Origin of the sequence: Mycolicibacterium lutetiense (assembly GCF_017876775.1) — a bacterium.
Lineage (GTDB): Bacteria > Actinomycetota > Actinomycetes > Mycobacteriales > Mycobacteriaceae > Mycobacterium > Mycobacterium lutetiense.
This window is the reverse complement of sequence record NZ_JAGIOP010000001.1, coordinates 1,822,687-1,841,237: the sequence shown is the minus strand read 5'-3', so window position 1 is coordinate 1,841,237 and position 18,551 is coordinate 1,822,687. Positions and strand designations below refer to the sequence as shown.

Here is an 18,551-nt window from a genome sequence, read left to right as displayed (position 1 = left end):
GCGCCATGACCCTGGAGTTCATTGATCGCCGCCGCGGTTCCGCGGACAGGTACTCGTGGATGCCGCCGTTCGACGTGGAGGTCGCCTACGACAACCCGCAATGGTGGGACGAGGTCCCCTATCACCTGGACGACCCGTGGTCCGTGCAGGTGCTCGAGGATGGCGTGGAGGTCGCTCGGGTCCAGTTCGCAGAGGGCGGCGATGTCAACCCGACTTACACGGGAGTGCCGGTGGTCGGAGCCGAGCGGCTGATGATTCACCGGATCGAGGTGGCGATCGCTGCGCGCGGGCGCAAGATCGGCACCCAGGTGATCCGCGGTGTGGAGGAACGAAACCCGGACCGACGTCTGATCGCGTACTCCGAGGGCGCCGACGGCTTCTGGGCGTCTCTCGGCTGGGAGCGATACATCCATCCCACCAAGCGGTCCCGCCCGCTGTTCATCCAGCCGCCCCGATGAGCGATTTCGTCAGCGACGGAATCGAGCAGCCGATCGACTTCTCCTACGACGCCTGCTGGTTCGAGTGCGCGCAGTGCGGCGATCGCGTGGTCATGACGTTCGAGGACCGCGACAGAGGACAATCCCGAACCTGCTCTTCCGGACACGACGTCTCCGCGAGGACGGAGTACCCGGCGCTCACTGACCTGGCCGACGCGGCGACGGACCCCGACGTGATCGAGCGGCTGGCCTGGTACCACAGCAGCACGCGCGCGGACTGGCCGCCGACCGACGAGTCACCCTCGGCGAGCGCAACGCACCTGGGCACCTTCGAGTCGGCGATCGAGAACATGTTCCGGCGCATGCAGAATCAGAGCGACGCGGACAGCCAGTTCTACTTGCACCGCGTCCGGATCTCCTGCCCACTCGCCGAGATGTCGCCTCTCGGCGAAGAGCCCACCGACTTCATGGGCAACGTGTGGCTCAGCGCGCTCTACGAGGCGGGTTACCGGGTCGTGCGCTACGTCAACGTGCACGAGCACCCCGGGTCTATCTCGCTCGCGGTGGTGCCGTCTGTGATCACGCACGTGCAGACGCTCGCGGTGCCGCTCAACCTGGACACGGAGGAGTCGGCGGCTTCCCGGGAGATCTTCGCCAGCTACACCGCCGAGCTCGACGAGGTGGAAGCCCGGCGGCCGTCCACCGAGGGGCTCCGTCGCATGGACCTGCTGATGCGGCGGACCCCGGAGATCGCCGCGATCGCCGATGCGGACCACGAGTGCGATCAGGCGATGTGGGCGACCGAGGACCGGTACAAGCGGGCGATGACGAACGAGCATGTGCCACTGGCTGGTTACCGAACACGCTCGAAGTTGCTGGACGCACGAAGGTACAGCCGCAGCGACCGAGTCGCCGCACACCACATGTTCCGCTTGCTCGCGGAGTTGGTGCAGAACCCTGCGCGCACCCTCGCGGCTCTCCAGGCGCAGCCGGTTCGAGAAGTCATTCCCGACCCGTGACCGAATCCGCCGCCCCGGCCGCCGACGCCGCTCAGTCATGAGTAACCCTGTCCCCGTGGACATCAGCATGGCCGACCAGGTCGCTCAACTCGAAGTGCCGAATTACCACGGCACCCGCGTCTCGCTGGCGGAACGGATCATGCGGGACGGGTTTGCGCCCTCACCGGTGTCAGAGCTGATCGAGGCCGTCGCCGCCGACCACAACGTCACGGTGGACGCGCTGAGGGCAGATCTCAAGGCGTACAACAGATTCGTGTTCGCCGACCCGCGGACGGACACCGTGTTCACGACCGGCAACCAGGTGAAGGCCGGCAGCTGGGCCGACCGGGCACCGGAGGCCACCTGGGAGACGCTGTGGGCCGTGTACCGAATCCGTCACCCGGAACTCGGGTGGGACTGGAACATGTCGGACGAGGGGCACCTGTGGGTACTCGCGCAGCGACTGGCCGACCCGCCGGCAGTGCTGGAGGCGATGGCGCCGCTCGGGGCGATTCGCAATCGACACGGCCGTAAGGCCGCAGAGCGGCCGTAAGGCCGCAGAGCGCTTCCTCGCCGCGATCGAGTCGGGTGACCCGGACGCAGTGGTGCAGGAGCACCGCTTGTTCCGCAAGACACCCGAGTGGCTGGTCGATCCCGGCGACATCACAGCGCGCGGCTTCACCCCGGTGCCCGCGAGGGTGGACGACGACCTGCTGCTGTTCATTTCCGGGGAGCCTGAGGAGACGTTCCGCGAGCAGCTGCGTACCGACCACTGGGGCGAGTGGGGCGCCAGCGCCCACCCAGGTGACAGGCCATGGCATCCGTTCGACCAGGTGTGGGCGCGGCTGTCCGGTGATCGTCAAGCCGAGTTGGAGGATCTAGTCGGAGTACCGATCACGGCGCTGCTCACAGCCAAGCCCGACGATGCCGCCGAACTGGTGCCCGAGGCCTAAGCCTCCAACCACCGCGACAGCGCCTCGGCCGACTCCTTCCCCGTCACCGCGCCCGTCCCCCGCAGCAGCCTGTGCCAGGCTCGCTCCCCAGCCAAGTACGTCTCCACCGCGGGCGGCAGTCGCGGCCCCGGCAGATCCTCCGCGTACTCATCCACACCGGTCTAGACGCACGCCGCGGGTGATCGGTTCCACCCCGATTCATGCGCCGGAACCACACCCGGGCACCGCTTGTCTGTCCGGGCGCGCGGTCAACAGGTCGGCAACTCTCCACATAGCCGGGTCGACCGCCTCGGATGGCGCTGGTGGCACCTCCTCGGCACGGCTCAGCTCAAGGTTCGTGCGTTTAGCGGGTTGAGACCTGCGCCGGCCGCTGAGGTGGCGGGTCGTCGGACATGGCGACGGGAAGGCCGACGAACGCGAGTGCGAAAAGCAGCAGGACGCCGATAGCGGTGGCCACCTCGTCGCTACGTCGCCAACCAACAATCAAAAAGCAGACGGCGATCCCGGCCACGAGGATGAGGAGGAGTGCGATCATGCTCATGGCCGGGATAGTCACACACTTTTAGGACACGGCGGCCAACGTCTAGCCCCCACCCCGGGCACCAACCTTGAGCCGCCACCAGCCCGCACCGCGGTTGACCGGCGGTTACTCCCCTGCATCGTGCACCCAAGACGCGCTCACCAGCGCTTTCTCTGGACTCGCTGCGGGAATGGAAATTCCCGTCGGTCACCGCCGATAAACCTCGAGTGACTGTGCTCCGGTCCAGGATCGACGCCGGAACCGCTTCCGTCGGCTCCGTCCCGGCGCGCACCGATCGGCGCTGCGTGCCCCATTGTGGCTGGTCAGAAGTATGTCACGTCCTGTTCCCGGGTAGGAACTGGAATGTTGAACGGATGGTCGGTGTTCTGCATCGCAACGGGGTTGCACTTACAAGTGACACCCCCTAGCCTGGTTAAAGGATGAAGGAGGTGCACCGTGACCGCTACGTTGCAGCGCTCGATTGTGGTCGAGCAGCAGGCGGTTGAACAGGCCAAAGAGGCTGAGCGACGGATCGAACACTCCGATGCCCTCGCAGTCCTGCCCGTCAGCGGCAAACCGATCAAGCTTCCCCGTGAACTGGCTGACCTACTGGGCCAGATCATCTCCACGGTTTCGGCCGGAGGCACGGTCACCGTGGGCATGCTCCCCGCAGAGCTGACCACGACTGAAGCTGCAGGACAGCTTGGGGTGTCGCGGACGACGCTGATGAAAATGATCCGGCGCGGCGACATCGAAGCACACAGAGTCGGAAGCCACGCACGTCTGCACGCCGAGGATGTCCAAAAGTTCCGTGAGCGTAGACGCGCGCAGCAGCTGGCAGCTCTGTCTGCGCTCCGGGATCTCGATGAGGAAATGGGCCTGGACACTTAGCAGTTCAGCAGTTCAGGCATCCGGTACGGTCCCACCTATGCCCGTGGTACGTGTGCTGATCGATGCCAACGTGATCTATTCGAGGACGCTGCTCGACTGGGTCAGCATGCTTAGCGTCTACGGGAACATGTACGAGGTCGTGTGGACCGAGGATGTGCTCGCGGAGGCGAGATATCACCTTCGCAAGAACAAACCCGAGATCTCTGACGGGTACCTGACGGCGCGGTTCGACCGCATCCGCGAGCTCTTCCCTGACGGCCGGATCGACGGCTTTGAGATCACCAACCGCGATCACCCGGATCGCCACGATTGGCATGTCGTGAATGCAGCCGCCTCTGGCTGTGTCGGCTACCTCGTGACTGACGATGCCAAGTTTGAGCGCCTGGCAGGAAACGATGACCTCGAGTTCGAGACGCACACCGCCGACACTTTCTTGACTCTGGTCGACGACTCTTCGCCGGGACTGGTCCGGCGGGTAACCGCCAAACAGCATGCGTATTGGAGCGCCAAACCCGGGCGCCGGCCGCTTCCTTACGCTCTCAGCCTGGCCGGAGCATCGGTGTTCGCAGACAGGGTCCAGCAGCGGCTTCAAGAGCTGTTCGGATAGCGGGCGACGACATACACCCGCACCGTGGACACCTCAGTCTGCTCTGCCGCAGCAGGCTTCCTGGTGAGCGCGTTCGGTGATGTGGTGGCTTCCGCTGCCGAAGACTCCCAGTACAAGGTGTCGCCCACCGAGCGGGGATTCGACATCGAACTCGACACCGTCAACGCGAAGTAGTGGGAGCTCCACGACCGCTCCGGTATGCAGTCCAGTTTTCGCTGGCGAGTGCGCGAGCATGCGTCGTACTGCATGATCACCGATCGCCAGGTACGGATGCCGGCCGACGCGCCGCTGCCCGAAGATGCGGCAGCCGCGGCGGGGTTCAGTACACAGGGTCTACCCGGGTTCGCAGACGTGGCCAGTTAGGGTCAGCCAATGCCTGACGCATCCACACACCTTCAGGCAGCGCTTCGATCGCACCGATTGCCTCGGTATCGCCGCGTTTGGCCCGCTTGACGATCGTTATCTGAGCGGGGATGTTGTTCGGAATCTCGAAAGCCATGTCGGAGAGCATGTGCCGGGCTCGTCGTTCGCGGCCCTGAGCGGCGCGGTCAGCATGTCTCTTGACCGTCGCCGTCGGACGTCAGTATCGACCCCGGCTCGGCCTGGATCCGTGCAATCACCGCCTGTTGCTGCGGATTGAGCATGTCGGCGGTGTAGCCCTCCATGGCCAGCGCCCACCACACGGTGCGGTTGATGGCGCAGTTCGGGCAGACGCGCGGGCCGATCACACCGAACTGGCCCATCCGCGGCGGGTAATCCCATCCGGCAGTGAACGCCGCCTCCGAGTCGAGGATCGCTTCGGTCCCGCACGCCTCGCAGATGTGATGCAGTCGCATGGGCCGGGACAGTAACGGCGTGCCGCGGCCCTGGAAGGTGGTGGCGCGGTGGTCGGCGGGCTGCACATACCTTTTGAAATCGCGGCGTCCATGCGCGCGATCGCACGCAGCTGCATAACTTCTTGCGCATCGTGCGATGTGCAATCCGCATCTTATGATATGCATTGCGTTACGCTGCGTCACATGGAGAATCTGCTTGAGTTGATCAATCGGATCCTGGACGCACGCGATGAGACAGTGACAGCGTTCGCCGACCGCATCGGCGTGAACCGACTCACCGTGACTCGATGGAAGGCGAGCCTCCCCGCCCCGGAGACGCTGCGCCGCATCGCGGCTGACCTCGCCATCCCGTACTCCCACGTCGTGATGTCCGCGCTGGCATCCGCCGGCTACGCGACGTGCCCGGCGGATCTGCTCGCCGGCCAGCAGGTGCGCGTCATCACCCGCTGCGGCGACCCGTTTGACGAACCCGCGGGCGCCGCCGTCGACGCGATGTTCACTGACCCGGCACGCGCGAGCGAGTACCTGCGCGTGGCTAGCGCCATCGCACCCGATGCGGATATCGAGGAATCCGTCGTCACCATCGACAGCACCGAAATACCCGACACCGTACGCGTTTTCACCACGGTTTGGTCGAGCCGAACCGACCAAATACACCAGCCAGTGACGCTGTGTGGCTCTCGTCCTGCGCGCCTGCAGGACCGTGAAGTGACCGATGTACAGGCCACCGCGCTGGCCGATTCCGATCTGGTTTTCTCATTGCAGGTCGACAGTCTCACCGCCGAAGCCGGCCGCACTGCGCTCATGGCTGTGATCGACACGCTGCGCAGGCAGGGCCGCCTGTTGCCGCCGGGGGTCGATCCCTATCCCGGGCTCTCCCGCTCGGTGGCATATGCGCTGAACGCCGCCAATCGATCCGCACCCCAGGCGATGCCGTCCCCGGGCCCAATATTTGGGGGCGCTGCACTGCAGACAGTGCCGTCGACGTTCGCCGGCGCGCGCAGCTACGACAGCGACGCGGCGGCTAGTGGCCAGCAAGATCCATCAGCAGTCTGGCCAGCAACCCGGCAGTTCTTCGTCGACCTACCTGGATAGCAGCTGCACGCAGTGACCGCGATGATCATTTCGTGCCGATCCCGGCGGAGTACCAAGCGCTCTACGCCGAGCCAACACCCCTGGCTCTGGCAGGGGTGGACTGTACGGCAGGAAGGGAATCCGAGCCCGCGGGCGGCCTATTGCGCAATCGACTCATCACTCGTCGTCTTCGTCGTCCGCTTCCTCAAGCGGCGGGCGCGGTTTGCGCAACACCACCGCCAAGATCACGCCGCCGATCAGCGCCGCGACGACCGCGAAGAAGAGCAGCTGTCCCGCCATGTAGGACATCGCCATGCCTCTCGGTCGCGCTCAGTCTCGGAACTGAGGTGGCACGTAGAAGTCCTCAACGGGGATCTGCCGTCCTGTCGGTGTGTCGTAGATGCTGATGCCGCGTTCGTCTCGCACGATCTGCAGGTCGGATCCGACCGGGAAGTCATAGATACCTATGAGTGCTGGTTCGATGTTGCACACATCGTTGAACGCGACGATCCGCCAGTTGCTCTTGTCGGTGAGGTACTCGGTGGTGTCGATGTGGCTCATGATCTGCCAGCCGTTGTCCGCACCGCCGGTGGACGGCACCCTCACCATCCACCGCACCTTGCCCCGGCGGTCCATGACGTTGGTCGTCGCCAAGCACGCGCCGGCGTGGGGGATGAACTCGATATACCTGGTCACCGCAGCTGGCCTAGTGCGGCACTTCGTCGAGACCGTTCGCGGCGAGCGTCTCCGTCATCGCGGCGACCACCCGCTCGGCCGCCCAGTCGTCCGGCGCCGAGATCAACATTCCCCCAGCCAGTTCCGACGCGGTGAGCCCGTGCGCGACCCGACTGACCATCCCGACCTCGGAGCTGATCCAGGTGCGGTAGCCGATGCCGATCTTCCAGTTGCCCCGCCGCGCGAGCTGACGAACCGGGTCGTCGGACAGAGTGAACGTGGCAGACTCCCACGTCTGCGCGACCGCGGCGCACGCAGCGTCGCCGTCGCCCGCGGTAATGGCGCCGACGTACATCTCACGGAGTTCAAGGAGCAGATGGTGGGTCGGTAGCCTCCGTCCGACGACGGGGTTCCCAGCTGCGATCCAGACCCGCGGGGAAACGCGCCCCCCAGCACCGGACAGCACGAACGAGTACCCCTCGCCCTGCAGGGCCTCCCCGATCTCCTCGGACCCGCCGACAAGTTCACGCACGGGGTTGCTACGCACGAGGTCCACTAGCGCATCTGGGGAGCCCTCCCACACCTGACCGCTAGTCAGCCGCCATTCCGGTACGTCGAACGCTGCTTTCAACTCGCGCAGCAGTGCGTCAGTGCGGGCCGCGATCGATTCCGGCGACTCACCAGCAGCTACGCGGATCGCGCGGACATTCGCGCGCTGATTGCCCCACACCGGGGCTGTGACGGCGGTACTCATCGTCTCTGAATCCTATGGTGCTTTCGGGGTGTAGAACACGTCGACGTCGTAGATCTGGCGGTCCTGGAACAGTTGCCGAAGTGCAGCCGCCCCGTAGGGGTCCGACACGTGCCATTCCAGCACGGCATCTGGAGGGATCGCCTCGAGCTGCCGTTGGACCTGGGCGAGTGCTTTCTCCGCTCGCCCTTCCCAGTAGGAGTTGTCCGGCGCGAACGCCAAGCCCCGGAACCCGTCCTTGGCTTCGAGGAACACCTCCTGGGGGCCGCGGTAGTCGTGTCCGTCGAAATCGACTTTCGCACCCGTTTCAGGGTTGATCTGACTCCACTCGGGCATCGCGCCCTCGGGTGTGCGCTCGACACCTCCGATCTGGCCCTGGTAGGGCAGCCAGTCCTTGTCGACGTTGTGCTGGATATGCGTCCAGCCCGACTGCCCCTCGGCCTTGTTGTAGGTGATGTCGGGCGTCTGCGGCGGCCACATGCCGGGGTGGTGGGAGTCGGCGGAAGGGTAGTGCAACCCTTGGCCCGGGTCGAAAGTGTCGGGCGCTGGTGGCCGGTGGGTCGGCACCTGGTCGGGGACGTGGTGTGCCGGGGTATCGGGCGCCGGCGCAGAGTGTTCCACTGGCGCGTCGGCGGAAGGCGTGTGGTGCCCGGCCGGCGGGTCTGCCGTGTGCGGGACGGGTGGCGGCTCCGCAGTGTGGGGAGCGACCGGCTCGGCGCTGTGCGGGATCGGAGGCGCTTCTGCGGTGCGGGGCGCCACGGGCGGCTCAGCTGTGTGCGGAACCACCGGCGGTTCGGCCGTGTGCGGGACGACCGGCACCACGCCACGTTCCAGCGCACCTACCTCGGGCAGCACGCCACGTTCCAGCGCACCCAGCTCGGGGAGCATCGACTTGCCCAGCAACCCCTCCGCGCCCAGCGGCGCCGTGGCGGCCATGGCGGTGGCGTCGAACAACACGTCGCCGGCGTGCTTGCCCGGGTTCTCGATCATCTCCGGTATGTCGTCCACGACCCCGTTGACGGCGCCCCACGGTCCCAGAGGCCCCATCGGGTCACGCAGATGCAGCGGATCCTTCATATGGTTCTCGACGGCCGCTTCCCCCAGCTGTTGCCATGACTCGAGGACGCCGGGGCGGCCCTCACCACCCGTGCCGGTGAGGTTCTGCAGCGTCTCCACCGTGGAGTCGAGGCGGTTATAGAACTGGTCGTGGGCTTCCTTGACGAAGTTGTTGAACCCATCTCCCAGCTTCTCGCCGAAGCTGCGAGTGTCGACGGGGGCGGGACCCGGCGTGGTGTCCGGCTTGGCCGGGGTGTGAGCAGCTGAGTCCGCGAGCGCGGCGTTCATCCGCTGCGCGTCGGCCACCATGGCGTTGACCTGCGACTCGATCTGGTCCGGTGGTACGCCCTGCTGCCGTAATAGGTTCCGAGCCTGGGACTTGAACTGTTCGACTGCCTGCGGGCTTATCGGCGGCGCCGAGGGCTTCGGTTCTGCTCCGGCGGCCGGAGGGTCGTTGACACCCAGCAGGTCTCCGAGATCACCGCCGACGTCACTCGCGGCGGGCTTCTCCTCGGGTTTCAGCCCATCCTTCTTCGCCGCGTCCTCTACGGACTTGGGTACCGCGAAGGGGCCGATCTGCCCGGGTGCCGCACCGGGCTTCTCGCCCTTGCCATCGTCGCTCGGCTTGTCCTGAACCTTGTTGTCGACGAGCTGCACCGTGGGCTCGCCGTCGCGTCCCTCGCCCTCGCCGTCGCGTCCCTCACCCTCGCCTTCGAACCGGATCCCTTCCAGCTCACCGGCCTTCGCCTGCAGCCGCCCCTCCGCGAAGGCCACGGTCTGGCCCAGCCGTTCGGCGTACCACCTGATGTCCTCCGCATGCTCGGCAGCGGCCTTGTTCCGCTCGGCGATCGTGTTGATGTCGTACTTGCGTGCGTCGGTCACCTTGAGGTCTTCGCTCACCGTGAACCCGTCGTTCTCCGCGGTGGTGATCGCGGCCACCACCTCGCGCTGGGCCGCGTTGATGTCGGTGACGGCGTCCTCGGCGATGCCGGCGGCTTCGCGCACGACTCCGTTCTGGTCACCGGCCACCACACCGTCCGCGGTCGCACAATCCAACGCCGCGTCCTTGGCGTCACCCTCCCAGGTGGTTCCGCCCGGCGAGGCGATGTTCTGGCGGTGCCGGTCGAACACCTCGTCGGACTGGTCTGCCGCGGTGCGCCACCGTGCTGCAGCGTCCGAGAAGTCGGACGTGGTGAGGTCCTCGATCTCCGAACGTGTGGTGAACCGGCCGGAGGGAGCAGCGCTCACACGCTCACCGTGGTGATGGCATCGCCGCCGTCTCCGTCGGTGGTGTCGTAGCGGGCACCACCGGTGGACAGGTCGCCGGCCTGGCCGCTGATCCGGTCGGCCTGGCGTCGGCGTAGCGAGGACAGCGCCGCGTCCATCGCGGCGATGCCGACGTTGCTGGACGTCCCGCCCTCGCCGGCCAGTGCAGCGGTAGCGACATCGCTGTCGGCGGCCGCCGCCCGCAGGCCGTCAGAGTTCACGTTCAGTTTGTTTGCCATGCCAATCCCCCAACCGGCGAACACCTGGTCGTGAGGCTACCTCACGATTGCTGGGGGACGTGACACGAGATTGGAGGTGCGGGGCGGGTTCGGAACCGAGTGGAACTGATCGAACCGCGGCGTGTCTAACCGTGTTGTGGACGAGTTCTCGGAGGATCTGCCCAGGCCGAGGCTGCCGGCCTCAGCGGAGACGTACCTGGCCCCGACACCAAGGTCCGCGACGCCGCCAGGCAGCGAATCCGACCTGCCGATGCAGAAGCATCACCTGCTGTGCGACGAGAACGGTGACGTGCCGACCACACTCAACGGCTGGGAGACGCTCGTACTGACGCAGGAGATGAAGGCCTCGGGTTTCGTCGCCTGGTGGCGCAACCCGTCGCGCACCGCGAAGGACTCGCTGGCGATCGCGTACCGCGACATGTCGAGCTGCGCTTTTAAGGCGCTGCGGCCTGACTTCCTGTTCTTCTCCCGCCGCGCGGGCACCACATGTCCCACGCGATGCCCAAGCTGCGAGGGCTCGCCGACTTCGCGGAGACGTTCGGCTCCGAGTACGGCCGCATTGAGGCTGTGGCGAAGGTCGGCGACAAGCTACGGGTGCTGGACCTGACCAAGGAGTCGGTGCGGAAGGACGTTCGCGACGGAGCCGACGCGAAGGCGCTGTACGAGTCGGACGACGCGATGGACTACTAGGCTGCTCGTGCAAGTCGCGGAGCTCCTTACGAGCTACCGGTAGACAGGCTTCGCGTCAACCTTCAGCCACTTCTCGGTCCTCGCCACGCTGCGAAGTGAAGGCTGCTCTGTCACGTCTCGCGGGCTGGTCGAACGTCCGCCTTCCCCGACCTTCACCGTCTGCACTCGGAGCTGGTTCAACGTCGCCAGCTCGGCGTCGGCGATGTCGACATTCACGGGGCGCTTCCTCAGCCATCCGAATCGTGCGATCTGTTCCGCTGCGCGAAGAACCGTACGCCGCCGCGTCGTCGGAAGCTGCGCGAGGACTTCGGTCATCTCGGGGAGCAGCTCGGAGACGACGTCGCCCGATGCGGTAGCCCACAGTGCGAGCGTCCATTCGGCTCGGGAGAGGTCGTCGTCGATGGCCGCCAGCTGCTCGCGCCACCAGTCGGCGTTGCCCTCGTTGGCTCGTGTCTGAGCAAGTAGTTCGGCGGGGTGGCTCGCAGCGCCGAACGCCGTCGCGCCGGCGCACTTCGAGTACGCGAGCCGGAGCGGCGACGCGGCGCCGATGATCGCGATCTCTGACGCAATCCAGCCGCGGCCGGTGTGCTCGTACACGGCGGAGGCAGTATTCGCCCATGGGAACGTGCTGCCCTTATGGCCGGCCTTGAATGCGCGCTGCTTCCCGATCTTCTCCCAGGGAGACGCTCCCTTCCGAAGCTGGTTGAGCGCTTCGGTTCTGCGACGCCTCGCTCGGTCATCACCAGCGCTGAACCCAGTATCGGAACTTGTCAGGAATTCGCCTGGAGCAAGAGCGACTGCGACCTGCGCCGGCATGGACCGGGTCGACGTGACGTAAGGACACTCACCATCTAGTACTGCCGCGAGTAGTGCTGCTTCGAACGCACTGCCGGGGTCCGGAGCAAGGCCCGTGCTGAGGAAAAGTTCGGCGGCGCCGTCGGAGAGGTACATGTTCTCGAATGCCGCGGTGGTCCCAGCACCAGCTTCGCACCCGGCCCCGATTGCAAGCCATGCGTTCTGCTGTGGCGTGCCTATCGCTCCGGTGAGCTGTTCGAACCACCAGGCAGCGAACTCGCTGCGCTGGTTGAGCAGTTCTCGTAGAACGCGTATGCGCTGCGGGTTCTCCGCGGCGGTCGGGTCGTTGCTGATCAAAGTCGTTAGGCGCGTCCAGGTCGGATCAGCACCGTCCTCGGCGGGGAGGTCTGGTAATTCGGGGAGGGCGACGATGTCGCGCCGGTCGAGTGCGGATAACAGGATCGCGATCCCCTCATCGGAGCAGAGCGCGGTCAACACCTTGCGTGCCTCGCGTGGTCGGCTTACGAATACCCCGTCCGTCAACAGTGCCCACGCGGCGAGGTACGACGCAGGTGCCGAGGTCTGCGCCAGCTCCTGCTCGATCCCAGCAGTGAGAGCGTAGAGACTGCTGCCTTTCGCGTTGCCTCCGTAGAACCTGGCGGTGTTGAGCCAGTACGGGCGCCGCAGAAGCTCCCGAAGCACTGTCGTGCTGTCGAAGTCGGGGTTGTCCTCTCCCGCGTTGCGGTACAGGAACCGCGCTGCAAAGTACTCACGAAGCGACAAGACCTCGAACTCATAGCTGCCATCCACCTTGCTCGTCAGCGCCCAGAGTCTGTCGCTGACACCCTCGAAGAGCTGATCGACGACGGACTCACGTTTGCCGTACGTGCGCTGGAAGTGACGCATCGCCTCTTTCAACTCGTCGACGCTCATGCGGCCGTTGATCTGAAACTCCTCGGTGTTCGCGTGGAGGTACCAGCCGAGGAACGGGATGATCTCGAGGAGTTCCTCCTTGTGATCCTTCACGGCCTTGGGGTGCTTGTTCGCCTCTCTCGCCAGGAGCAGGTCGACGTACTTGTCGTAGAGGTCGGTCCGCTGGGTGGGTGTGGCGGCACCCTGCTGATGGAGGAGGTCCAGGAGGATCGTCAGCTGCATGGGGTTGCCGGCGAGCTCATGGATGTAGGGCTCTCGGCTCTTCTCGTTGAAACTCCTTCGGAGCGCGCGGCCGTCGCCGCTCCGGATGCCCCGAACGAAGCACCACTTGCGCAGGTAATCGGCCCGCTGCTGTCCCGTCAGCGGGTTGAGAGTGACGACCTCGAACAAGTCGAGTGACGGCTCCGGAAGCTCACCCGCACTCGGCCGTGTGGTGACGACTACCTTGGGCGGGTCGACGTACGCCTTGCCGCGGCTGACGAACTTGTCGATCGCCCCGACGACTCGGTTGCGCATCGTGGCGCTGCCGACTTCGTCGAGCCCGTCGAGGACAACGAGGCTCGGAACACGCTCGAAGATGTCCTGCACTGTCTTCGCATCGACGGCCAGTCCACCGCTCTCGTTCGCCATCAGGTCGGCGAGGAAGCACTCGATGGTCGCCTGCTCGCCCTTACGTGCCTTGCCCTTGGACTTGGAATCGTCCGTGTGATCCCACACATCGTGCCCAGCTAGCCAGAGCGCGTAGTCGCTGAGATCCAGCCTGATCGGGAATCGAGGAATCTCCAGTTCGCGCATCGACTCGGGGCGTTCCGACTCCGGGATGAACGACATCCGATGCGCCTGGGAAACGAACTGGCTCAGGGTCGACTTGCCCTGCCCAGGGGCACCGCGCACCAACGTGAACGGCGCCGTCGCACGGACCAGATAGGCGGCAGCCCCACCGACCGAATCTGGCAGGTGTGCGTGCGCACGGCTGTTCGCCGTTGCGTGTACCCGGTCCGCGGTGACGTCAACGAAGAGGTCCACAACCTGCTCTCGATCCACATCGGACTGGCTGAACTTGACCCGCTTGTCGTCCTCCCACTGAGCTGCGGCAACCTTACGGATGAGGTCACGGTGGGCCTTGTCCTTACTCGTTCCGACGTGTTCAGCGACGAGGTACCTGACGAGGTCCCAGCCAGCCAGCATGTCGGCGTAGGCCCACTTGGTCTCCGTCGGTGCGTTGTCGACCCACGGATCCAGCGCCTCGCGCCATATCACGGTCATCTGGTCGAAGCCGAAGTTCTTCTCGTGCTCTTCGAGCTTCGTGTTCAACCGGTCGAAGGTGCCCGACTCTGGCTTGGCAGTGCTTCCCACATTGGTGACCAGGACGTAGTTACGTACGCCCTGCTCTGCAAGGCGTCGGAGACTCGCCTCCTCGGACCTCACGATGCCGTCCAGCCAACTGACCGGGTCCTTCTCCTTGCCGTTCACCGACCACTTGACCTGGTAGACCATCACCTTCGAGGCGTCGAGCTTGCGTAGACCGTCCCGGCCTCCGTCGGCCTGCCGCAGCGCCATCGGAATGTAGTTCGGGAACTGGTTCGCCAGCAGCGCGCTGGCTAGCTGTTGGAAGTCGTGGTCGCCCAGGCGCTCGTAGAGGTACCGATGTCGGCTCTCGGGCACGGGCGGACTCCTCTGCTCCAACCCGATCGTGTTGCCACTGTCGTCGGGATCTCGAATGCTCGTTTCCATTCAACCCGGACACCCGACATGATTCTGCATCTACCGTGCCGTGCCACTCGTGGCGGCCTACGCCTCCGCGTCACCCCCCGCACCACTCGCGCGCCACCCCGCACCACTCGCGCGCCACCCCGCGCAACTCGGCGCGCACCGCCGCGCCGGGGATGGCTCCGACGCTGATTTCGCGTGGACGGGTCCAAAACTCAGTGGAACCGATCGCGGCCGGGGCGCGTCCAACTGGTTGTGGACGAATACGCGGAGGATCTGACGGGGCCGCAGTTGCCGCCCGAGGTGGAGGAGTACCTGGCTGGAGAACGCGAGTGGCACAGGCTGCTGCGATTAGCGTCCAGCACGCCGCTGCGCTCTGGTTGGCGGTTCGAATCGGGACACTACTGCGACGAGCTCATTGGAACTCGCACAGATGGGTGAGCTTGATCTGATCGGTGCGCCAGACGATCATCTCGTTGTTGAGTACACCGCAGTGGCCGCCACGGATGTAGAGCGAGTCGAACTTGCGGCCTTTATCGTCGGTGCCGGTGCGGGATCTGCGTACCAGATCAGACCCATATGCGCCCGCAGTAGAGCGGCATTCCCGGCCCATCACCACGTCGGCGAGGAACATCAGAGGATTGCCCTGTCCACCACGACCTCGTTGCCCAGGGGCACTGCCGATCGCGTAGTTGAGGCTTTTCGTTGACTGGTCGGAGAAGTAGACGCCGTCGCCAAACATGCGGCCGGTCGTGTTGTAGGCACCTGCCGTCGACGGTGGGCAGATCAAGCCGGTACGCAAGATCGACAGCACATTCCCCGTAGTGGTGCCGTGCCACAACTCACGCGTGTGCTTGAGGGAGTCCTTACGGGCGTCCCAGGCTGCGCTGTGGCCGTCGACGAGCGTCCACACACGGCGCAGTTTGAGCCGGTTCGCAGCGTGCATGGAGTTGCGAGAATGGTCGAACTTCGCAGCAATGCGTGCGAAATCCTCATCCCCCGTTCCCAGCTCGGTCATCGTGTGACGGAACGGGATTGCCACATTCTCAGCCTCGTCGTCGGCAGCCGCGGCTGACATGACGACCGCCGATTCCAACGCGTCAAGTAGGTCGTCCTGCTGTCGGCACCATGCGGGCGTCACCCAGTCCGTCTCGCGAACGTTGGCGATTTTCTGCGGGATCAACGTCAGGTACTTCTCCACTGCCCAGCGGTCGTATCCGGAACGCAGCTGGGCGAGTGCTGACCGCGCCGCGGTGACTTGGTCAAGCGACACGGGTCCCAGTGCGGTAGTCACCGATCCGCTGTCGCTGACCGTGATTCGGCCACCGGTGGCGCTGTCGATAGCGTGCCTGTTGTAGCGGACCAGCTGGTCCAGCAGCTCGGCTGACGTCGATGGCACGGCACCGGGGAACAGACCGGCAGCGACGTGGCGGCGCAACGCGCCGTTTGCTGCGCGAGGTTTGCACGCCCGGGTGGAGGCTCCGTCGAACACGGTGTAGCCCTTGCGCAGCTTCTCATTGAGTTTGACCTGGAAACTGCCGTGTCCGGGGTAGGTGCGGGTCTGGGCGTTGCCAGCGCCGATGCGGCCCCACCGTGCCAGTGTCGATCCGTCAGGCATCCTCGACAGCTCGTAGAACTTGTTGTTGTTGCCGGCCGCGTTGACCTGGATCAGGGTCACGGTCTCGACTGCATTGGTGGGTGTCGTGGCGGTGGTCATGTTTTCTCCCTGTCTGGTTATCTCTAAAATAGAGATTAATGGACGGGTCTGACAAGTAGTCACACAAGACCGCCAACGCGGCTTGGTCGTGGCATTGACAATCTGTTGCGCCGACGTGTGAAGAGTCCGATTCGCGGCGCTCGTGACGCAACAATTCGGCACGAGTGACGCACCAGCACGACACAACCGCCGCGTCACCTGACGCAGTGGCTTGACGCGGCTGAGCGCATTGCAGACGGACTCGTGACGCAGCTGCGTGATGCAGCGCGTGACGCAGTGCTGCATCACGCGAACACGGAAAACATTCCGCGAAGCTGTACCGCGTCATACGGTTCATGACGCACCGCTTCTGCATTGGTGACGCAATCACCGCGGGCACTGATGCGTCGGCGTGACGCAAATCAGTTCTTCTGGCGCCCCGGAGTTTCGTGGCTACCAAACAGCTGCGGAGGCATGCGCCAGCTTCCAGCTTCGCCGCCGAGCGATGGATGTGGAAGCCGGCCGGGGTGTCGCATGCTGTCGCGAAAACCGCATGGTCGGATGTGCTGACACTCCCCCCGCCTGCCCCCACGGCGCGACGGCGGCGGGTGACTCAAAATGGAGACTGCGAGCCTTTAACCGCGTGATTATCGAGGGACGTGACAGCCCACCATCGGTCCGCGCTAGGCGCTGTCACAGGTGCAGATGCAACCCCGGCTAGTCAGCACGACCCGCGAGCCGGCTACCTGCATGCGCCCATCAGTCGGCGCGGAATTCGAGCCGCAACGGGTGCACCTCCGCTCCGCTGATCCCGCCGTGCACGAGCACGTCGGCGGTTGGTTCACAGCGGAGGGTTCGGGGTCAGTTATCCATCGCCAAAGACTTTGAGGGAAGCCGTATCTGGCGTTGTATCGGTACTTGTATTTATCTGTGTAGCTATCGCTGTAGCGAAGTCCGTAGCGTGCGCTGTAGCGCGGCCTGTAGCGCGGAGCCGTCATCGAACAAATACTCCTCACGCATGCGCGTTACGACATCGTGCGGACTATAGGAGGCTCGCATCAGCCGGCCGACGATGCGAGAGGCCTGTAGCACAGTCGATTATGGGTGCCACAGCTCGCAGTACCCCAAAAAGCGCCCCTCGTCCGATGCGCGTCCTGCACCCGAATCACATTGCAACTTCTGGTTTCCTAATCGCGGCCAACGCACCCGGCGCGCGGGCCAGAAAGGGAATGCGGTGACCCCCTACGAAATACACACACGCGTACGTCGCCTGCTGTGGGCACTGCTGGCATTCGCCACCACCGCTAGCCTGTCTGGAAACGTTGCTCGGACCGTGATCACGCACTCCGGTGCCGCCGCTGTCGGACCGATTGTCGCAGCCGCGCTGGCACCGTTCGCACTGTTGAGTCTCACTCACCTGCTTGGCTTGTGGTCACATATCGCCGCGCGCGGTCCGACCTACTGGTGCTTCCTTGTCGCGATCATTGCCCTGTCCGCCACGGCATTCAGGCTCTCGTTCGACGCACTGCGGTCGCTGGCCATCGAGTACGGATACACGGCGAACGAGGCGGCTCTCTTCCCCGTGATGATCGATGGAATCATCGCGGTCTGCACTCTCGGACTAGTCGTTCTGACGCGTATCGAGATCGCCGCGATGGCACACCAAAGCGCCGCAGCTGACGCAACCAATGACGCACCTGACGCAGCACGCCACCGCATCTCTCGCCTGCGCGGCTGCATCACCACCGCGGTGCATCGCTTCAACCGGAGCGGGCCGGTGACGCAAGCCCGGCCCGCGGTGATGCAGCGAAACGACGCTCGTGAAGCACCTGTTGACGCGACGCATCGCGAAGCAACGCCCGCCATCACACGTGACGGGGCGCATCAGAACCAGACACGCGCAACGCTGCCACCACCTGGTCTTGAAGCACCCATATCCGCTTCGTCACTGTCCACGTCTGAACCTGCCGCCACTTCGGGCAGCGACCAAACGAACCGCCCACAGCCAGGAAGCTCGACGTACCCCGCGCCCCGACGGTCGCAGCTGTCGCGGTCCAAACACGCCGCTTTGGCTCACCAGCTCTTCGACTCGAAGCGTGTCGCCGCTGCCCCCGACATGATCTGCGCCGTCCTGGATCACAACGCGGAAAAGAAGCCGAGTCGGGAGATTGCAGCTGAACTCGGTACGTCACCGAGCAAGGTTCAGAGGATCCTGCGCGCAGCACGAGAAGTACAACAATCGGGCTTGGATTGAACTTTGCTCGCCGCTTCCTGACCCGCGTTGGAATTGATGACAGCGAGCGATTCTGCGGCGCGGTCCGGCCGTTCTCGCTCCCCCGGCGTGTCGTGCTCGCTCCCTGGGCCAACGCACCGCGCGCAGGCAAGGTGTCCCTGAAACGCATCAGGTCCGACCGATCCGCGACT

General features: G+C 65.1%; 21 protein-coding genes. 10 read left to right on the top strand and 11 right to left on the bottom strand.

All coding sequences use genetic code 11. The features are described 5' to 3' along the window. The first annotated feature begins 5 nt into the window (after nucleotides 1-5). From JOF57_RS08905 to JOF57_RS08890, 4 genes are all read left to right on the top strand, one after another. Nucleotides 6-458: a hypothetical protein gene (locus JOF57_RS08905; protein WP_019345320.1), complete on the top strand. Its 453-nt coding sequence runs from the start codon at nucleotides 6-8 to the stop codon at nucleotides 456-458. Then, nucleotides 455-1,456, top strand: a complete 1,002-nt coding sequence (locus tag JOF57_RS08900; RefSeq protein WP_019345321.1) for a hypothetical protein — start codon at nucleotides 455-457, stop codon at nucleotides 1,454-1,456. The genes JOF57_RS08905 and JOF57_RS08900 overlap by 4 nt, the downstream gene beginning before the upstream one ends. A 55-nt stretch (nucleotides 1,457-1,511) precedes the next feature. Then, on the top strand, nucleotides 1,512-1,988 hold the full coding sequence (locus tag JOF57_RS08895) for a hypothetical protein (RefSeq protein WP_043368406.1): 477 nt from the start codon (nucleotides 1,512-1,514) through the stop codon (nucleotides 1,986-1,988). Between the two features lie 67 nt (nucleotides 1,989-2,055). Beyond that, nucleotides 2,056-2,388 (top strand): hypothetical protein, encoded by a 333-nt coding sequence (locus JOF57_RS08890; RefSeq protein WP_131823400.1) that lies wholly within the window; start codon nucleotides 2,056-2,058, stop codon nucleotides 2,386-2,388. A 343-nt stretch (nucleotides 2,389-2,731) separates the two neighbouring features. Here the strand turns inward: JOF57_RS08890 and JOF57_RS08885 are convergent, their stop codons facing one another. Then, a complete protein-coding gene (locus tag JOF57_RS08885) occupies nucleotides 2,732-2,929 on the bottom strand; it encodes a hypothetical protein (protein WP_019348779.1) in 198 nt (65 codons plus the stop codon). A gap of 435 nt (nucleotides 2,930-3,364) precedes the next feature. On the opposite strand from JOF57_RS08885, the gene JOF57_RS30865 reads away from it, so the two are divergent. Genes JOF57_RS30865 through JOF57_RS08870 form a run of 3 tightly spaced genes read left to right on the top strand, consistent with a single transcriptional unit; the run spans nucleotide 3,365 to nucleotide 4,580 of the window. Further along, the gene (locus JOF57_RS30865) at nucleotides 3,365-3,799 is read left to right on the top strand and encodes a helix-turn-helix domain-containing protein (protein ID WP_019349036.1); all 435 of its coding nucleotides are present in this window, start codon (nucleotides 3,365-3,367) and stop codon (nucleotides 3,797-3,799) included. Nucleotides 3,800-3,851: 52 nt separating this feature from the next. Next, nucleotides 3,852-4,406, top strand: coding sequence for a PIN domain-containing protein (locus JOF57_RS08875; RefSeq protein WP_131823401.1), 555 nt, complete (start codon nucleotides 3,852-3,854; stop codon nucleotides 4,404-4,406). Nucleotides 4,407-4,430: 24 nt separating this feature from the next. Continuing rightward, nucleotides 4,431-4,580 (top strand): hypothetical protein, encoded by a 150-nt coding sequence (locus JOF57_RS08870; protein WP_019348820.1) that lies wholly within the window; start codon nucleotides 4,431-4,433, stop codon nucleotides 4,578-4,580. Between the two features lie 145 nt (nucleotides 4,581-4,725). On the opposite strand, the gene JOF57_RS08865 is transcribed toward JOF57_RS08870, so the two are convergent. Together JOF57_RS08865 and JOF57_RS08860 are read right to left on the bottom strand one after the other, a co-directional pair. After that, the gene (locus tag JOF57_RS08865) at nucleotides 4,726-4,905 is read right to left on the bottom strand and encodes a hypothetical protein (protein WP_131827525.1); all 180 of its coding nucleotides are present in this window, start codon (nucleotides 4,903-4,905) and stop codon (nucleotides 4,726-4,728) included. Nucleotides 4,906-4,954: 49 nt separating this feature from the next. Beyond that, nucleotides 4,955-5,242 carry a hypothetical protein gene (locus tag JOF57_RS08860; protein WP_043371028.1) on the bottom strand — a complete coding sequence of 96 codons (288 nt, stop codon included), beginning with the start codon at nucleotides 5,240-5,242 and terminating at the stop codon, nucleotides 4,955-4,957. 183 nt (nucleotides 5,243-5,425) lie between these two features. Here JOF57_RS08860 and JOF57_RS08855 point away from each other — a divergent pair, with 183 nt between their 5' ends. Further along, nucleotides 5,426-6,337: a hypothetical protein gene (locus JOF57_RS08855; protein WP_070945704.1), complete on the top strand. Its 912-nt coding sequence runs from the start codon at nucleotides 5,426-5,428 to the stop codon at nucleotides 6,335-6,337. Between the two features lie 156 nt (nucleotides 6,338-6,493). Here the strand turns inward: JOF57_RS08855 and JOF57_RS08850 are convergent, their stop codons facing one another. From JOF57_RS08850 to JOF57_RS30855, 6 genes are all read right to left on the bottom strand, one after another. Next, a complete protein-coding gene (locus tag JOF57_RS08850; RefSeq protein ID WP_165588886.1) occupies nucleotides 6,494-6,631 on the bottom strand; it encodes a hypothetical protein in 138 nt (45 codons plus the stop codon). A 15-nt stretch (nucleotides 6,632-6,646) separates the two neighbouring features. After that, on the bottom strand, nucleotides 6,647-7,012 hold the full coding sequence (locus JOF57_RS08845) for a DUF2185 domain-containing protein (RefSeq protein WP_019348532.1): 366 nt from the start codon (nucleotides 7,010-7,012) through the stop codon (nucleotides 6,647-6,649). A gap of 10 nt (nucleotides 7,013-7,022) precedes the next feature. Further along, complete coding sequence (locus JOF57_RS08840) at nucleotides 7,023-7,745, bottom strand: hypothetical protein (RefSeq protein WP_019348531.1); 723 nt, start codon at nucleotides 7,743-7,745, stop codon at nucleotides 7,023-7,025. Nucleotides 7,746-7,757: 12 nt separating this feature from the next. Continuing rightward, entirely contained in the window at nucleotides 7,758-10,046 is a 2,289-nt protein-coding gene (locus JOF57_RS30860; protein ID WP_307869983.1) for a Tox-REase-5 domain-containing protein, read from the bottom strand. Continuing rightward, nucleotides 10,043-10,303, bottom strand: coding sequence for a hypothetical protein (locus JOF57_RS08830; protein WP_209915624.1), 261 nt, complete (start codon nucleotides 10,301-10,303; stop codon nucleotides 10,043-10,045). The genes JOF57_RS30860 and JOF57_RS08830 overlap by 4 nt, the downstream gene beginning before the upstream one ends. A 261-nt stretch (nucleotides 10,304-10,564) precedes the next feature. Continuing rightward, a complete protein-coding gene (locus tag JOF57_RS30855; protein WP_234937753.1) occupies nucleotides 10,565-10,723 on the bottom strand; it encodes a hypothetical protein in 159 nt (52 codons plus the stop codon). Nucleotides 10,724-10,789: 66 nt separating this feature from the next. Between JOF57_RS30855 and JOF57_RS30850 the strand changes: the two genes are divergently transcribed. Then, nucleotides 10,790-10,993, top strand: a complete 204-nt coding sequence (locus tag JOF57_RS30850) for a hypothetical protein (RefSeq protein WP_234937752.1) — start codon at nucleotides 10,790-10,792, stop codon at nucleotides 10,991-10,993. A 33-nt stretch (nucleotides 10,994-11,026) separates the two neighbouring features. Here JOF57_RS30850 and JOF57_RS08820 read toward each other — a convergent pair whose 3' ends face one another. Next, nucleotides 11,027-14,386, bottom strand: a complete 3,360-nt coding sequence (locus JOF57_RS08820; RefSeq protein ID WP_209915621.1) for an NACHT domain-containing protein — start codon at nucleotides 14,384-14,386, stop codon at nucleotides 11,027-11,029. Between the two features lie 460 nt (nucleotides 14,387-14,846). Further along, a complete protein-coding gene (locus JOF57_RS08815) occupies nucleotides 14,847-16,148 on the bottom strand; it encodes a WGR domain-containing protein (protein ID WP_209915619.1) in 1,302 nt (433 codons plus the stop codon). 1,213 nt (nucleotides 16,149-17,361) lie between these two features. Between JOF57_RS08815 and JOF57_RS08810 the strand changes: the two genes are divergently transcribed. Beyond that, on the top strand, nucleotides 17,362-18,381 hold the full coding sequence (locus JOF57_RS08810) for a DUF2637 domain-containing protein (RefSeq protein WP_234709440.1): 1,020 nt from the start codon (nucleotides 17,362-17,364) through the stop codon (nucleotides 18,379-18,381). Nucleotides 18,382-18,551 lie beyond the last annotated feature (170 nt).

What these genes read in the sequence shown, in the direction of transcription:
- JOF57_RS08840 (WP_019348531.1), bottom strand. Translation starts at nt 7,745, where the DNA reads ATGAGTACCGCCGTCACAGCCCCGGTGTGGGGCAATCAGCGCGCGAAT.
- JOF57_RS08860 (WP_043371028.1), bottom strand. Translation starts at nt 5,242, where the DNA reads ATGCGACTGCATCACATCTGCGAGGCGTGCGGGACCGAAGCGATCCTC.
- JOF57_RS08850 (WP_165588886.1), bottom strand. Translation starts at nt 6,631, where the DNA reads ATGGCGATGTCCTACATGGCGGGACAGCTGCTCTTCTTCGCGGTCGTC.
- JOF57_RS08905 (WP_019345320.1), top strand. Translation starts at nt 6, where the DNA reads ATGACCCTGGAGTTCATTGATCGCCGCCGCGGTTCCGCGGACAGGTAC.
- JOF57_RS30850 (WP_234937752.1), top strand. Translation starts at nt 10,790, where the DNA reads ATGTCCCACGCGATGCCCAAGCTGCGAGGGCTCGCCGACTTCGCGGAG.
- JOF57_RS30855 (WP_234937753.1), bottom strand. Translation starts at nt 10,723, where the DNA reads ATGTCGCGGTACGCGATCGCCAGCGAGTCCTTCGCGGTGCGCGACGGG.
- JOF57_RS08830 (WP_209915624.1), bottom strand. Translation starts at nt 10,303, where the DNA reads ATGGCAAACAAACTGAACGTGAACTCTGACGGCCTGCGGGCGGCGGCC.
- JOF57_RS08900 (WP_019345321.1), top strand. Translation starts at nt 455, where the DNA reads ATGAGCGATTTCGTCAGCGACGGAATCGAGCAGCCGATCGACTTCTCC.
- JOF57_RS08815 (WP_209915619.1), bottom strand. Translation starts at nt 16,148, where the DNA reads ATGACCACCGCCACGACACCCACCAATGCAGTCGAGACCGTGACCCTG.
- JOF57_RS08885 (WP_019348779.1), bottom strand. Translation starts at nt 2,929, where the DNA reads ATGAGCATGATCGCACTCCTCCTCATCCTCGTGGCCGGGATCGCCGTC.
- JOF57_RS08865 (WP_131827525.1), bottom strand. Translation starts at nt 4,905, where the DNA reads ATGGCTTTCGAGATTCCGAACAACATCCCCGCTCAGATAACGATCGTC.
- JOF57_RS08855 (WP_070945704.1), top strand. Translation starts at nt 5,426, where the DNA reads ATGGAGAATCTGCTTGAGTTGATCAATCGGATCCTGGACGCACGCGAT.